Origin of the sequence: Acinetobacter guillouiae CIP 63.46 (genome assembly GCF_000368145.1) — a bacterium.
GTDB lineage: Bacteria > Pseudomonadota > Gammaproteobacteria > Pseudomonadales > Moraxellaceae > Acinetobacter > Acinetobacter guillouiae.
The window spans coordinates 2,185,886-2,198,994 of the sequence record NZ_KB849283.1; the positions used below are offsets into that span (position 1 = coordinate 2,185,886).

Consider the following 13,109-nt stretch of genomic DNA (forward strand, 5'->3'; position numbering starts at 1 on the left):
TACTGTTAAAAAAACATCATTTTTTCATCAATTTGGTCAGTTTTTTTAAGATAAACAGTAGCAATTCAAAATGCGCAGTGATAGCATATTCGCATACCAGTTAGACTGCTCATGCAAAAAGCAAAAAACAGGCTAACTTGGGTTTTTTGTCTCTATTAAATTTATGAGAGTGATGCCATGTTATTCAAAAAAATCGCTATTGCTGCTGCAGTTGCTACTACTTTAGCTTTCGTTGGTTGTGCTAAAAAAACTGAAGAAGCTGCTGCTGATGCAAACACTGCTGCTTCTCAAGCTGTAGAAGCTGCTTCTGAAGCTACTGCTGCTGTTGACGCTGCTGCTGCATCTGCTACTGATGCTGCTGCTGATGCTACTGCTGCTGCATCTGATGCTACTGCTGCTGCTGCAGACGCTTCTGCTGCTGCTTCAGCTGCTCAATAATAATCGCTTAGATTATTATCAAGAAAAGAGAACCTTTTAGGTTCTCTTTTTTTTGGTTTCTTTTTACCTTAAAGTTTAAATCATCATAAATAAGCTGTATCGCCCTTCACTACAGCCCCTTTGATCTAATAAGCACAAAACCACACCACTATATTCTACTTTGGTTATTGCCCTTTAAAATTGCAAGCGTATTCAGATCATCTTAACCAACACTAGAATATTTTACTTATTTGCATTTTTATAAAGATACTTAGAATTTTCTTAAAATAAATTTATCCCACATAAGTGGAATGGTATTTATTTTTTGCAATAAAAAACCCCAAGCACATTACCCAGGGTTTTTATCTTACAAAACTTTTAGATTACAGAGCTTTCATCTTACGACACACAAATTGCCGATTAATCTTCTTGTTCTGTACCCACACGTTGTCTAAATTTTTGACCTGCACGGAAAGTTACAACTCGACGTGCTGAGATTGGAATCTCTTCTCCAGTTTTAGGATTTCGACCTGGACGTTGACGCTTGTCACGTAGTTCAAAATTTCCGAAACCTGAAAGTTTGACTTGCTCGCCAGCAATTAATGCTTGGCTAATCTCGTCAAAGAACAACTCGACCATTTGTTTTGCTTCACGACGGTTTAAACTCGTAAGCTCACTTAAATGATCAGCCATTTCTGCTTTTGTTAATGCTGTCATGAGGCCCTCAATGTCGCTTGATAAGTGTCTTCTAACACTTGAATAATATGATCCATACCGGATTTAATCTCAGCATCTTCGAGTGTACGTGATGGATGTTGCCATAACAATGCAAATGCCAAAGAGCGCTTACCTTGTTCAACACCTTGCCCTGTATACACATCAAATAACCAAGTAGAGTCTAAAAGCTCTCCACCCGTTTTTTCGATAAGTTGCTGAATTTCACTAACATTAATCTTATCACTAATTACAAGCGCAATATCACGTCTAACCGATGGAAATCGTGATAATTCTGTAAAATTAGATACATAAGTTTGCAAAACAGCCGATTGGTCGAGCTCTGCGATCCAAGTTGTGCTCAAATCCAGTGCATTTTCCAAAGATGGATGTAGACGACCTAAATAACCTACTGATTTCCCATCCACAAGAATTTCCGCAGACTGACCTGGATGTAACCATTCACGATCAGAACGAACATATTCAACGTGAACACGTCCAGCTGCTAAAATTTCTTCGACCTCGCCTTTGAGATCAAAGAAATCCATAACTTGAGCTTTTCCATGCCAAGATTCAATTTGTTTTGATCCTACAGCAATCATAGCCAAAGTTGGAATCTGTTTCAAATCTTCTATACTTTTCGCGTTTTGATAATCAAAACGTAGCCCTAGCTCAAAGAAACGCACACGACTTTGTTGACGATTGATATTGTACTGAACACACGGAATTAAGCTTGAAAGTAAAGTTGAACGCATGACCGCCAAATCACTTGAAATCGGATTTGCAAGCGCCAATGGATTTACTTGTGAATTCAATTGTTTTTCAAGTTTTAAATCTGCAAAACTAAAACTAATCGCCTCTTGATAACCCAGTGTTACTAAAGTTTGACGTAACTGAGTCAGTTCAAATTGATCCTGATGTTTAGCAAGTTTTACATCAATCACTGGCAGACTAATTTGAATATTGTCATAACCATGTATACGCGCAACTTCTTCAATTAAATCTTGATAAATTGCCATATCGTAACGATGTGATGGTGGTACAACAGTCCATTCACCTTCAGCTTTTACAGTCACATCACAACCTAAACGTTGCAGCGCATTTGTAATAAATGCAGTAGGAACTTGATAACCCAGCAATTGATCCACTTGCGCTTGATTCAACTCAATTGCTTCACGCTTAGGCAATAATTCAGTTTTTTCAGATACGGTAATTGGACCGAAATCACCACCTGCAAGGGTTTGAATCAATTCTGAAGCGCGTTGCATTGCGATCATAGGCAATTCAAAGTCCACACCACGTTCATAGCGTTGTGACGCATCTGTATGCAAACCATAACGGCGTGCGCGGCCTGCGATATGTAATGGTGCAAAGAATGCAGATTCAAGGAAAATTTCAGTGGTCTCATCTGTTACAGATGAGGATAAGCCCCCCATGATACCTGCGATCGCCAATGCTTTTACATCATCTGCAATCACCATAACATCTTCGGTCAATTCAATTTCTTGTTCATTTAACAAAACAAGCTTTTCATTTGCACTTGCCTGACGCACATGCACTGAACCTTGAACCTGACCACCATCAAACGCATGCAACGGTTGACCAATCTCCATAAGCACATAGTTGGTAATATCAACAAGAATACTGTGTTGACGAATACCTGAACGTGCTAAAGCTTGCTCCATCCACGCTGGCGTAGCTGCTTTGGTATTTACATTTTTAATCACACGGCCTAAGTAACGAGGGCAACCATCCGTTGTCACAACGACTTGCTTCTGATCAACAATCGTAGCCGCAACCTCTTGAATTTCAGGTGCTGTTACAGGCAATTGGTTAATTACCCCAATTTCACGTGCCACCCCACGAATACTGAAACAGTCACCGCGGTTTGGCGTGATGCTGATATCAATCACATGATCATCAAGATTTAAATATTCTCGAATATTTGTGCCTACAGGAGCATCTGCAGGAAGTTCTAACAGACCATCAATTTTATCTTCAAGGTCAATTTCTGAAGCACCACACAGCATTCCTTGTGATTCAACACCACGAAGTTTGCCTTTTTTAATTTTAAAATCACCCGGGAGCACTGCACCAATGGTTGCAACTGGTGCTTTCATCCCAACACGTACATTTGGCGCACCACATACGATTTGCAAAGGTTCACCCGAACCAATATTCACTGTGGTGACACGTAAACGATCTGCATCAGGATGCTGTACAACAGTTAAAACTTCACCAATCACCACACCTGTAAATGGTTTAGCTGCAGGAACCAGTTCATCAACCTCAAGTCCCAACATGGTCAGTTGATCAGACAATGTATCGCTATCAATTGCAGGGTTGACCCATGTGCGAAGCCAATTTTCGCTAATTTTCATTTCTAAAACCTATATTCAATATCAATGAATTCCTCTCTGACTCCCCTTTAAAAAGAGGCAGAACCCTTCGTCTCATTATCTTGGACATCCCCTCTCCTTTTAGGAGAGGTCAGGGAGAGGTATAAATTTGTTAAGCAAATTGGCGTAAAAAACGCACATCGTTTTGGTAGAACATACGCAAATCATTGATACCATAACGTAACATTGCGAAACGCTCTACACCAAGACCAAATGCAAAGCCTTTATATTTTTCAGGATCAATACCCGCAGCTTGTAAAACATTTGGATGCACCATACCGCAACCCAAAACTTCTAACCAACGACCACGCTCATCCATAATATCCACCTCAGCACTTGGCTCTGTGAATGGGAAATAAGACGGACGGAAGCGTACTTTTAAATCTTTCTCAAAAAATTCATTTAGCAAATTAATCAACAAACCTTTTAATTCTGCGAAGCTGGTATTTTCAGCAACGTATAAACCTTCGATTTGATGGAACATTGGAGAATGGGTTTGATCTGAATCACAGCGATAAACACGCCCCGGACAAACGATACGAATCGGTGGTTGCGAGTTTTCCATTGTGCGTACTTGTACACCTGAGGTATGGGTGCGTAGCAAATGGTTTGCATCAAAGTAAAAAGTATCATGCATCGCACGTGCAGGATGATGTCCTGGAATATTCAATGCTTCAAAGTTGTGATAATCATCTTCAACTTCTGGCCCTGTCGCAACAGTAAAACCCGCTTTGGTAAAGAATTGACAAATACGTTCTTGAACCTGAGTAACGGGATGAATACTTCCTACAGCTTGCCCACGTCCAGGCAAAGTAATATCGATTGTTTCACTTGCTAGCTTTAATTCTAATTCAGCTTTCTGTAATTCAGTTTGGCGTTCAGTCAACGCTGCACTGATCGCTTCACGTACTGCATGAATTGCAGCACCCTGAACTTTACGCTCTTCAGGGTCCATTTTGCCAAGTGCCTTAGATTGTTCCGCAAGCTGGCTTTTTTTCCCTGTAAATTGCACTCGTACTTGGTCGAGTGTAGTCAGGTCTTGAGCTGCTGCAATCGCAGCGAGCGCTTCAGTGGTCAGGGCTTCCAGTGACATAGTAACTCTCAAAGCAATATTTTAGAAAAATAATATAACTCTATATTCTAACAGTTTTTATGCAGTTGAATGAAGTTTCCGCTTTACAAAAAATACGATTAGTCACAACTTATTCTAAATAATTTGTATATTTCCCTGTTTGATTCCTGTTGAAATGCTAGAACTTTGATTTATAAAAAGTATAAAATGGATTTAATGTCGCTGAGATCTATAAAAAATGGCACTCGATCAAATCTGGAAACGTCAACTTACACTCGTCACTTATGGCAATGAGTATCTCACTCAAGGGATCAGTTTTTCTCGTTGGGTCAATCATGCCATTTTTAATCAGCATGCTTTTGGCTTTCGTGATTTAACCAACCAGCACCTACTGGCACAGCATTTTCAGATTTGGCTTGAAGGGCTAAAAAAACAAGGCGTGTATCGACTCAGCTTACATAGCGCGAGCATTTTAAATGATGAACAAAATCCAAATGCCAATGTTGAACTGTTAGCCATCCCCCACTTTATTGTTAGCCATGATCAACAAAAGAAAACTGCATGGATTTTTGGTAAAGAATTGGCGGAATGGTATAGCGCAGACAATGATTATGAAGCGCCTGAGCAACAACGCCCCAATTTACGTACCGAGATTTTTTGGCGCTATGATCTCAATGCAAAATTGATTAAACGGATTGAACAAGATTTAGTCCAACCGAATTGGGATGATATTCAAGTTTATACAGACAATGAATTGTTCGATACTCAATATGCCAAAGGTTTTCCAGAACCTGTAAATAAAGATTTACCTTATTATGGATTAGATGAAGCGCTATACACGACCGAGGATTCAATTCTTAAACTTGCACTGTTACCCACTGATTATCAAGCTGATTACGCACACGAAACCTTCTGTCGTATCGATGCATTAGAGGGTTTTATTTCTGCAAAATTAAAGCATCCCTATGATGAAAATGAGCAAATCATGAGCCCTGAAGAACAAATGAATTTGCGCCATTTCCTCCAAAAAGTTGAAGATTTAAAATCAAAATTTATCGTTAAAGTTGCAAATCATTATAAATCTGCACGCTTAACGCCAAAACAAATTGCCTCGCCCTTTGACACGCATGACAATATCAAAACCGAGCAGCGTCAAGCGTTTAACAGCAAGGCAAATCCTGAGCATAAACCAGGTAAAACAGGTGTTTTTGCATTAATTATTGTGACCATTTTAATCTGCCTTGCGGCTTATTATTTTGGACTATAATGTCTTATCTATTTGATAAAATGAATCTTAAAAAGAAAGCAACATTAAAGTTGCTTTCTTACTTCCATTAAGGCAAAACCCAAAAGATTTAAACCTTGCCATGCGTTTGGATTTGTCGCATTAACATGATCTGCTGCAAGTCCAATCCCCCAAATTTGATCTACAGGCGAGGCTTCAACAATGATTTGATCTGAGGTACTCAGTAGAAATGCTTTAAGATCACTGTCTTGAGAAAACTTAGCCAAATTACCTTGAACCACAATTTCATAACGATGAGCAATCCAAATCTCATCTTGATAATTTTTGACCAAACGACCTAATGCTTTTATTTTCTTGGGATCATCTGTTTGTAAAATTTTCTGAAAGATATCTTCGTCATTAAATAGTTTGGCTTTCTGAGCCATCATGTATTGTTCTGTACTTTGATAATTGACACCATCAATTTCAAATTTTGCGGGAAACCATTGACTTAAACAGCTCTTATCTATTTTTCCAGAAATCTTTTGACTATGCCCCCAAAAACACAAATAACTATGCTTTTGCCCGTTCTTTACTTGTTCTTGTAAAGTTGTTAAAAATTGAGAGTCACTCATTTTATTTCCCTATGATTAATATCCCACTGATACGATACTTCTGTTATGCCATCACCATAATCAGAAAGAATCTCTTCTCCAAGTACATTTCCCCCTAATTTCTCATAGAAATGACGACTTGGATTTTTATTGATCACGCCCAAGCGAATAAATTGATAATGCTTAGCATGTACATATTGATAAAAGCGCTCAAACATCTCACGACCAATACCTTGTTTTTGAATTTTCTTTAATAAATAAAAAGCTTTAATTTCAGCAACATTATACGAAGTATTTAAATAACCACTTAAAAAACCAACAATTTGACCATCTTGTTCATACACCAATACATGATAATCTTGATGCGAAAAAATCTGTTGCCAAAGCTGTATTCGTTTTTCAATATTTTCGCGCTCTATAATTTCTTGCTTAATCATACCTGTATAGGTTTCATTCCAGCTTTGCACATGTATTTCAGCAATCTGCTGAACATCACCAGAAACAGCTAATCGAATCATATCATCCTCATTTATTGGGATTTACCTCGAAAGCAAACTTTATACCCTTCAAAAAATTAGGTAAAAAACTTTTTTATATTGTTTAATCTTATATGTTTGTATCTATCGCGCGATGTCATGGATATCAGCAACAGGGGAAAGTACTGCACATACCCCACCCAATCCAAGATTTTTATCACTTTGCATGCCAAGTAAAAACACAGCTGTCTGTAGCGTAACTTAAGATATCAGCTACACAAATATATTCAATCAATACAAGGTATAGCAGGATAAGTTAACTTTTAGGGGGGGCTAAATTATAACGCGTCAAATAGACGCTAAAAATTTATCAATATCCTTTCGCGATTTTAAATGGATAAATCGAATATGTGAATATTGAGGATCATTTATCATTGTTATATATTGCTGACGATTTTTTTGATGCGTTTTAATCATCCACCAAATAATCGAATCACGACTAAACATTTTACTAAAACTTTCACGATTATTTGAACTCTCCCAAAGTCTGTGTCTAAAAATAGCACGACGAACAGCTCTCTGTATGGATTGGTAAAGATTGATATAAAAAGGAATATCCAACCAAATTACAGTATCAATATCTTGCCATTTGATCTGCGTAGTTCGCGTATAATTACCATCTATGACAAAACCAGATTTAGCTTGATCTAGTTTGGCCTGAATTTTCTGAAAAAATGCAGTATCGGTAGACTCTTGCCAATCATCCAGCCAGAATAAATCATCCAATTCAATGTAGGTGAGCTTTAATTTTTGAGCTAATCTTATTGAAAATGTTGTTTTTCCTGATGCAGAAGTCCCCACAACATTGATGCGTTTCATAAATTTAAGAACTCTCTAAAAATAAAAAGTAGCCAAATAAGCTACTTTAAATCACGTAACAACCCAATCATCATTCAATCATTTTAGCTGATCTATATCAAAATACGGGTCGTATGCTGAGTATCACTTTATGTTCATTTGCATGCTGATTAATATAGTGCTCAACTGCTGTTACTTCACCTTTAACTTCCGCATCTGCACCATACATCACTTTTAAAACTTCCCCAACTCTGGGTAGTAGTTGCAACTCAACTTCAATTGCACCTTGTTGTAAACCTTCAATCTCAACACGCATACCCACTCCATCATTTTCTATTATTCGTTGTTCTACTCTATGCGAGCTATTTCTAAAACAATAATGCTTTCACGTTGATATTGTGTAATGTGTATGCAAAGTTATTTGAATATTTAAATCATTCGGATGGCCTACTCAATCAGCATAATCCAAATCATCCTCGTCAATATTGATAAAATTTGCTGGTGGTGTAATTTCAAACCTGACGGCTTTAATCGTAAGATGATCGAGTAATTTTGCTTTTGCCGCACGATGCATACCATCCATCACCCTGCCATCAGCAGATAGAATAATTGGATAACTTAGATCTGCCTGTTGCATCAGTTGAAAATGTTCAATCATTTGCTGTGTTGTTGGATGTGTATCTGGAAACCAATACGCTTCATTGAGTTCTTGTATATCGGATAATAGAACTTCATGGATTGGGAAGTCTTGGCTTAGTTCAACCAGATGATGCACATCCCAAATATAAGTGTCTTCACCAACTTGGCGAAAGTGATATTGTTTACGCATAAGACTAGATTCTATAATTTGGTCAATTCAATGCCATAACAAAATAGTTAGAGCAACCATAATGACAGATTTTACTGATTAGTGCTGTATTCGAACAATCAAACTCAATAGAAACTCATCTCGAAAAGTTCCCGCAATAGTTTGAAAATAAATTTTTAGGCATAAAAAAGACCGCTATAAAAGCGGTCTTTTTTAATCATCGAAGATGATTAAGCAGCTAATGCGCCTTTAGCTTTTTCAGCTAAAGCAGCAAATGCAACTGAGTCATGCATAGCGATGTCAGCAAGTACGCGACGGTCGATGATCACTTGAGCTTTTTTCAAGCCATCGATCATACGGCTGTACGACAAACCATTTTGACGAGCACCAGCATTGATACGCGCAATCCATAAAGCACGGAATTGACGTTTCTTTTGACGACGGTCACGGTAAGCGTATTGACCTGCTTTAATTACTGCTTGGAACGCTACACGATAAACACGTGAACGCGCGCCATAGTAACCTTTAGCACGAGCAAGAATTTTTTTATGACGGCGATGAGCCTGTACACCACGTTTTACACGAGCCATTTATAATCTCCTTAGATGTATGGGCACATACGACGAACTGAATTCATGTCACTTACGTGAACCATGACACAACCGCGCAATTGACGAATACGTTTAGCAGATTTTTTGGTCAAAATGTGGCGTTTGAACGCTTGTTTACGCTTGAAACCGTTAGCAGTCGCTTTGAAACGCTTAGCTGCACCACGGCGAGTTTTTAACTTAGCCATAACAACCTCTTTAAACACCTGTTCGGTACGTTCGCACCATTGCGACAACGACCTGCAGGTAAGGGAGGCAGTATTCTAAATCATCTCTGTACAAAACAAAAGCAAAACATCCAACAATTTCACAATTCTCCAATGTAATTTTCGATGTAAATTTCACCTAGTTTTATAAGAAAAATCAGGATTAAATCTTTATAATCATCACATCATGATAAAACTGGACAGTTATGACCCCTGCACAGGATGCTTTTGCTGCGCTTCGCTATCGAGATTTCTCAATTGTTACCATCAATCAATTTTGTTTAACACTCGCAATTTTAATTCAAGAAATTATTGTTGCCTATTCACTCTATCAAATTACCAAAGATCCGCTTACCTTGGGTTTGATTGGACTAGCAGAAGCAATCCCGTTTATTGCGCTGTCGCTTTGGGGCGGTTATTTTGCAGATAAGCTGAATAAACAAACCATAATGAAAGTTTGCTTATTCTTCTCCTTCCCTTTGCCATTGGTGCTTTGGTGGTTATTTCACAGTTATGATCATGGCCAAATTGGTGTGACTACACTGTCTTGGGGGATTTATGCGGTTATTTTTGGTTTGGGTACCATCCGAGGTTTCTACAATCCATCAGCAACCTCATTAAAACCATTTTTAATTCCTCGTGAACTGTATGCCAATGGTGCAACATGGACCACGATTGGATGGCAAAGTGGTGTCATTATTGGCCCAATGCTGGGTGGTTTTATGCTGGCAGGAATCGGTCGTGAAAACAGCTTACTCTCGGTAGCAGTACTTTTATTTATTTGCTTCTGTCTGATTAACTTATTAAAGAAGCGTACTTTTCCAACTATGGAACAAGACAATCTTTGGGACAGTTTAAGTGAAGGTTTTCGCTTTATCTGGAAAACTAAAATTGTACTGTGGGCCATATCTTTAGATTTGGTTTCAGTGCTGTTTGGTGGTGTGATTGCCCTACTGCCAATTTTTGCAGAAGATATTCTAAAAGTTGGACCTGAAGGTTTAGGTTATTTACGTGCGGCCCCCTCTATTGGTGCATTAATAACCATGATCGCTTTAACCAAATTTCCACCTACACATCATGCTTGGCGAAATATGCTGATTGCTGTTGCTGGTTTTGGGGTATTTACCATTATTTTTGCATTCTCAAACAACGTCTGGCTCTCTTTATTTGCTTTGGCTATGACTGGTGCTTGTGACAGTATCTCAGTGGTTGTACGCCAAACCATTTTGCAAGTTTACCCACCTGAAAATATGCGTGGTCGTGTCGCTGCGGTGAATGGGATGTTTGTTTCATCGAGTAATGAATTGGGCGCATTTGAATCTGGGCTGGCTGCAAAATATTTAGGAACGATCACTGCCACCGTATTTGGTGGATGTATGACCTTGGCAGTTGTCGCAATAAGTTGGGTAAAAACCTCTGATTTATTCAAAGTAGACATTACCAAAGGTCAAGAATAATGCCTTTTACAGAATAAAAAACAGTAAAAAAATGCACCTTCGGGTGCATTTTCTATTGCGAGAATACAAAATTCGATAAATACTTTGCGCAATTAAACTACTCTCATGCGTATTAAACTGCATGGATTGCCAAACCTATGAATAAAGCTCTTTTTACCACTTGTTTATTGTGCCTTTCAACCTATAGCTATAGTGCGGATAAACTTCCAACAATAAAGGTCAAAGGGGAGCAATCTGAACAAAATGATCCTCAACATTTGACTACACGTATACAATGGGTCAAATTTCCTCAAATTCACTATCAAATCACTGAATTAAAAGATCAAGATCGTTCAGCAATCATTCGAGTAAAAGCCAATAACGCTGGTGAAGTCACAGAGGCCGATATCCAAGAGAGTACAGGCATCCGTGCATTGGATCAGAAACTTGTAGATGCTGTGGAAAATGCAAAAGTAAAACCCTATTCAAAAAATGGAAAAGCCATTGCTTTAGTCGGTTATCAAACATTTACCTTAACGCTAGAGAATGCAACGGATCATGTTCAGCGCGCTAAGCAATGTACATATAGCTTTAATTCAAAGAATTGGAACAAACAACTACTCGATAAGTCAGTTGCCTTTGTTTATTTAAAACAACCACAACTAGCACTGGATCAATCACTATTAAAAAATAAAGATCGTACAGTAAAGTTTAAATTTAAAGCCAATAAACAAGGCGAAATTACCCAAGTTAAGCTAACTAAACGTTCTGGTATTAATGCACTTGATCAACAAGTACTTACAGCCGTAGAGCATGCATCAATCAATGTAAAACGTTCTTACCGTACTTTATGGATCTATAAACAATCCAGCTTCAATGATACGATTCAATTTAAAATCAATGAATGTAAATAAATTCATCAAGATGCATCTTTTAAGGTTAAAGATAGTTTTGTGTCTTTAGGGTCCGTTGACATTTCATAAATGGCTTGTCAACAGCCCCTAACCTTTTTATTAAAATAATCCGATATACACCAAATAAATAAAAACATACCGACCACCTTTTGCTATGGTCACAATCAATAGAAAACGCCAAAAGTTCTCTTTCATTAGCCCTGCAATAAGTGTGATTGGATCTCCAATAATTGGGGTCCAGCTTAACAACAAAGACCAAAAGCCATACTTTTGATATATTTTTTCTGCTTTAAGCATATTCTTTTCAGAGACAGGAAACCATTTCTTATCTTTAAACTGCTCGATTTTGAGTCCCAAATACCAATTCACGCATGAACCTAAAACATTGCCAATCGTTGCAACAACAAGCAATAAATATGCAGAATGCTGGGTTTGTACCAGTAATCCAAGCAATACTGCTTCAGACTGTAAAGGTAATAGCGTCGCTGCACCAAATGCGGAAAAAAATAAGAGAAGATAAGCCATAAAGTTAGCTAAAGTTGGGTTTAGGTTTTAAGGTATAAGTCAAGAATGACAGTATAAAGGGAGCCAGAAAAGCCAACCAAAATGAAAGATCTGATTTAAAAAATTTCTGCAACAATGTGAGTTGAGCTTTACCCTCTGAAATCGCTTGCCAATCGATTTTGATATGAATAAAGCAGTAGAATAAAACAATAAAATAAAGCGAAAGCAAAACGAGTAAGATCGTGGTATTCAAAAGACTTTGCTGTAATTTACTTTGAAAAATGCCAAAGACCATAGCAAAAACCAAGCCTGAAACACTCACGATGCTAAAAATAATAAACCAGAAGTAATCATATGCGGAGTGATACTGCAAGATGCTACAAAGCATTGCTGTGATTAGCATCACGGCAAAAGAGATAAGGAAGTGCCAAACAAAGTTTTGCTTCATACTCCCCCCTGTTGAATGTACTACTAACAGTTCAATCACCCTAAATTTAGCATTTTTTTGGTTTTACGATACTGAAAATGTGCCCAAATGATTGCCAACAACATAAAGATAATCCGAGACCATTGATAACGTTGCGCAATCGGGTCGATCACACTTCTAATCAGTGCTGACGCTTGACCATTTAATTGCTCTAAAATATTTTGGATATGCACAATTTCCGCAATATAGAGCATTAAACAACCGGCAATACCGACAATAATACTCCAGTAGATTTTTGGATTTGTTTCTAATATTTTCGTAAAGTTCAAAAAGAAATCTTTCATGACTAAAGCCTGCCAACCATCCAAAAATCGATTATTTAAAAAATAAAAAACCACGTAACGTGGTTTCTCATCTTAACATAAAATACA

Annotated in this window: 17 protein-coding genes; 4 read left to right on the forward strand and 13 right to left on the reverse strand. The window is 37.9% G+C overall.

Translation table 11 applies throughout. The features are described from left to right. Positions 1 to 177 precede the first annotated feature (177 nt). On the forward strand, positions 178 to 438 hold the full coding sequence (locus tag F981_RS15240; RefSeq protein ID WP_004723040.1) for a hypothetical protein: 261 nt from the start codon (positions 178 to 180) through the stop codon (positions 436 to 438). Between the two features lie 399 nt (positions 439 to 837). On the opposite strand, the gene F981_RS15245 is transcribed toward F981_RS15240, so the two are convergent. The 3 genes from F981_RS15245 to pheS form a co-directional block, all read right to left on the reverse strand. Then, entirely contained in the window at positions 838 to 1,134 is a 297-nt protein-coding gene (locus tag F981_RS15245; RefSeq protein ID WP_004723042.1) for an integration host factor subunit alpha, read from the reverse strand. Then, positions 1,131 to 3,512 (reverse strand): phenylalanine--tRNA ligase subunit beta, encoded by a 2,382-nt coding sequence (gene pheT / locus F981_RS15250; RefSeq protein WP_004723043.1) that lies wholly within the window; start codon positions 3,510 to 3,512, stop codon positions 1,131 to 1,133. Before pheT ends, F981_RS15245 begins: the two co-directional genes overlap by 4 nt. A 130-nt stretch (positions 3,513 to 3,642) precedes the next feature. Further along, on the reverse strand, positions 3,643 to 4,623 hold the full coding sequence (gene pheS / locus F981_RS15255; RefSeq protein ID WP_004723046.1) for a phenylalanine--tRNA ligase subunit alpha: 981 nt from the start codon (positions 4,621 to 4,623) through the stop codon (positions 3,643 to 3,645). A 217-nt stretch (positions 4,624 to 4,840) separates the two neighbouring features. On the opposite strand from pheS, the gene F981_RS15260 reads away from it, so the two are divergent. Further along, positions 4,841 to 5,869, forward strand: coding sequence for a hypothetical protein (locus F981_RS15260; RefSeq protein WP_004723047.1), 1,029 nt, complete (start codon positions 4,841 to 4,843; stop codon positions 5,867 to 5,869). 44 nt (positions 5,870 to 5,913) lie between these two features. Here F981_RS15260 and F981_RS15265 read toward each other — a convergent pair whose 3' ends face one another. The 7 genes from F981_RS15265 to rpmI form a co-directional block, all read right to left on the reverse strand. Then, on the reverse strand, positions 5,914 to 6,462 hold the full coding sequence (locus F981_RS15265; RefSeq protein WP_004723050.1) for an NADAR family protein: 549 nt from the start codon (positions 6,460 to 6,462) through the stop codon (positions 5,914 to 5,916). After that, complete coding sequence (locus F981_RS15270; protein ID WP_004723051.1) at positions 6,459 to 6,959, reverse strand: GNAT family N-acetyltransferase; 501 nt, start codon at positions 6,957 to 6,959, stop codon at positions 6,459 to 6,461. Before F981_RS15270 ends, F981_RS15265 begins: the two co-directional genes overlap by 4 nt. A 306-nt stretch (positions 6,960 to 7,265) precedes the next feature. Continuing rightward, positions 7,266 to 7,796 carry a P-loop NTPase family protein gene (locus F981_RS15275; protein WP_004723054.1) on the reverse strand — a complete coding sequence of 177 codons (531 nt, stop codon included), beginning with the start codon at positions 7,794 to 7,796 and terminating at the stop codon, positions 7,266 to 7,268. Between the two features lie 97 nt (positions 7,797 to 7,893). After that, the gene (locus F981_RS15280) at positions 7,894 to 8,091 is read right to left on the reverse strand and encodes a hypothetical protein (protein WP_004723056.1); all 198 of its coding nucleotides are present in this window, start codon (positions 8,089 to 8,091) and stop codon (positions 7,894 to 7,896) included. A 135-nt stretch (positions 8,092 to 8,226) separates the two neighbouring features. After that, positions 8,227 to 8,604, reverse strand: coding sequence for a hypothetical protein (locus tag F981_RS15285; RefSeq protein WP_004723059.1), 378 nt, complete (start codon positions 8,602 to 8,604; stop codon positions 8,227 to 8,229). Positions 8,605 to 8,813: 209 nt separating this feature from the next. Beyond that, on the reverse strand, positions 8,814 to 9,173 hold the full coding sequence (gene rplT / locus F981_RS15290) for a 50S ribosomal protein L20 (RefSeq protein ID WP_004723060.1): 360 nt from the start codon (positions 9,171 to 9,173) through the stop codon (positions 8,814 to 8,816). Positions 9,174 to 9,184: 11 nt separating this feature from the next. Further along, entirely contained in the window at positions 9,185 to 9,379 is a 195-nt protein-coding gene (gene rpmI / locus F981_RS15295; RefSeq protein ID WP_002054552.1) for a 50S ribosomal protein L35, read from the reverse strand. Positions 9,380 to 9,603: 224 nt separating this feature from the next. Here rpmI and F981_RS15300 point away from each other — a divergent pair, with 224 nt between their 5' ends. Together F981_RS15300 and F981_RS15305 are read left to right on the forward strand one after the other, a co-directional pair. Continuing rightward, positions 9,604 to 10,854: an MFS transporter gene (locus F981_RS15300; RefSeq protein ID WP_004723063.1), complete on the forward strand. Its 1,251-nt coding sequence runs from the start codon at positions 9,604 to 9,606 to the stop codon at positions 10,852 to 10,854. 137 nt (positions 10,855 to 10,991) lie between these two features. Beyond that, the gene (locus F981_RS15305; RefSeq protein ID WP_004723064.1) at positions 10,992 to 11,747 is read left to right on the forward strand and encodes an energy transducer TonB family protein; all 756 of its coding nucleotides are present in this window, start codon (positions 10,992 to 10,994) and stop codon (positions 11,745 to 11,747) included. Between the two features lie 99 nt (positions 11,748 to 11,846). On the opposite strand, the gene F981_RS15310 is transcribed toward F981_RS15305, so the two are convergent. Genes F981_RS15310 through F981_RS15320 form a run of 3 tightly spaced genes read right to left on the reverse strand, consistent with a single transcriptional unit; the run spans position 11,847 to position 13,022 of the window. Then, a complete protein-coding gene (locus tag F981_RS15310) occupies positions 11,847 to 12,272 on the reverse strand; it encodes a YqaA family protein (RefSeq protein ID WP_004723066.1) in 426 nt (141 codons plus the stop codon). Positions 12,273 to 12,276: 4 nt separating this feature from the next. Continuing rightward, positions 12,277 to 12,699, reverse strand: a complete 423-nt coding sequence (locus F981_RS15315; protein ID WP_004723067.1) for a hypothetical protein — start codon at positions 12,697 to 12,699, stop codon at positions 12,277 to 12,279. Positions 12,700 to 12,734: 35 nt separating this feature from the next. After that, positions 12,735 to 13,022 (reverse strand): hypothetical protein, encoded by a 288-nt coding sequence (locus tag F981_RS15320; protein ID WP_004723070.1) that lies wholly within the window; start codon positions 13,020 to 13,022, stop codon positions 12,735 to 12,737. Positions 13,023 to 13,109: the final 87 nt, after the last annotated feature.

What these genes read in the sequence shown, in the direction of transcription:
- F981_RS15240 (WP_004723040.1), top strand. Translation starts at nt 178, where the DNA reads ATGTTATTCAAAAAAATCGCTATTGCTGCTGCAGTTGCTACTACTTTA.
- F981_RS15245 (WP_004723042.1), bottom strand. Translation starts at nt 1,134, where the DNA reads ATGACAGCATTAACAAAAGCAGAAATGGCTGATCATTTAAGTGAGCTT.
- pheT (WP_004723043.1), bottom strand. Translation starts at nt 3,512, where the DNA reads ATGAAAATTAGCGAAAATTGGCTTCGCACATGGGTCAACCCTGCAATT.
- pheS (WP_004723046.1), bottom strand. Translation starts at nt 4,623, where the DNA reads ATGTCACTGGAAGCCCTGACCACTGAAGCGCTCGCTGCGATTGCAGCA.
- F981_RS15260 (WP_004723047.1), top strand. Translation starts at nt 4,841, where the DNA reads ATGGCACTCGATCAAATCTGGAAACGTCAACTTACACTCGTCACTTAT.
- F981_RS15265 (WP_004723050.1), bottom strand. Translation starts at nt 6,462, where the DNA reads ATGAGTGACTCTCAATTTTTAACAACTTTACAAGAACAAGTAAAGAAC.
- F981_RS15270 (WP_004723051.1), bottom strand. Translation starts at nt 6,959, where the DNA reads ATGATTCGATTAGCTGTTTCTGGTGATGTTCAGCAGATTGCTGAAATA.
- F981_RS15275 (WP_004723054.1), bottom strand. Translation starts at nt 7,796, where the DNA reads ATGAAACGCATCAATGTTGTGGGGACTTCTGCATCAGGAAAAACAACA.
- F981_RS15280 (WP_004723056.1), bottom strand. Translation starts at nt 8,091, where the DNA reads ATGCGTGTTGAGATTGAAGGTTTACAACAAGGTGCAATTGAAGTTGAG.
- F981_RS15285 (WP_004723059.1), bottom strand. Translation starts at nt 8,604, where the DNA reads ATGCGTAAACAATATCACTTTCGCCAAGTTGGTGAAGACACTTATATT.
- rplT (WP_004723060.1), bottom strand. Translation starts at nt 9,173, where the DNA reads ATGGCTCGTGTAAAACGTGGTGTACAGGCTCATCGCCGTCATAAAAAA.
- rpmI (WP_002054552.1), bottom strand. Translation starts at nt 9,379, where the DNA reads ATGGCTAAGTTAAAAACTCGCCGTGGTGCAGCTAAGCGTTTCAAAGCG.
- F981_RS15300 (WP_004723063.1), top strand. Translation starts at nt 9,604, where the DNA reads ATGACCCCTGCACAGGATGCTTTTGCTGCGCTTCGCTATCGAGATTTC.
- F981_RS15305 (WP_004723064.1), top strand. Translation starts at nt 10,992, where the DNA reads ATGAATAAAGCTCTTTTTACCACTTGTTTATTGTGCCTTTCAACCTAT.
- F981_RS15310 (WP_004723066.1), bottom strand. Translation starts at nt 12,272, where the DNA reads ATGGCTTATCTTCTCTTATTTTTTTCCGCATTTGGTGCAGCGACGCTA.
- F981_RS15315 (WP_004723067.1), bottom strand. Translation starts at nt 12,699, where the DNA reads ATGAAGCAAAACTTTGTTTGGCACTTCCTTATCTCTTTTGCCGTGATG.
- F981_RS15320 (WP_004723070.1), bottom strand. Translation starts at nt 13,022, where the DNA reads ATGAAAGATTTCTTTTTGAACTTTACGAAAATATTAGAAACAAATCCA.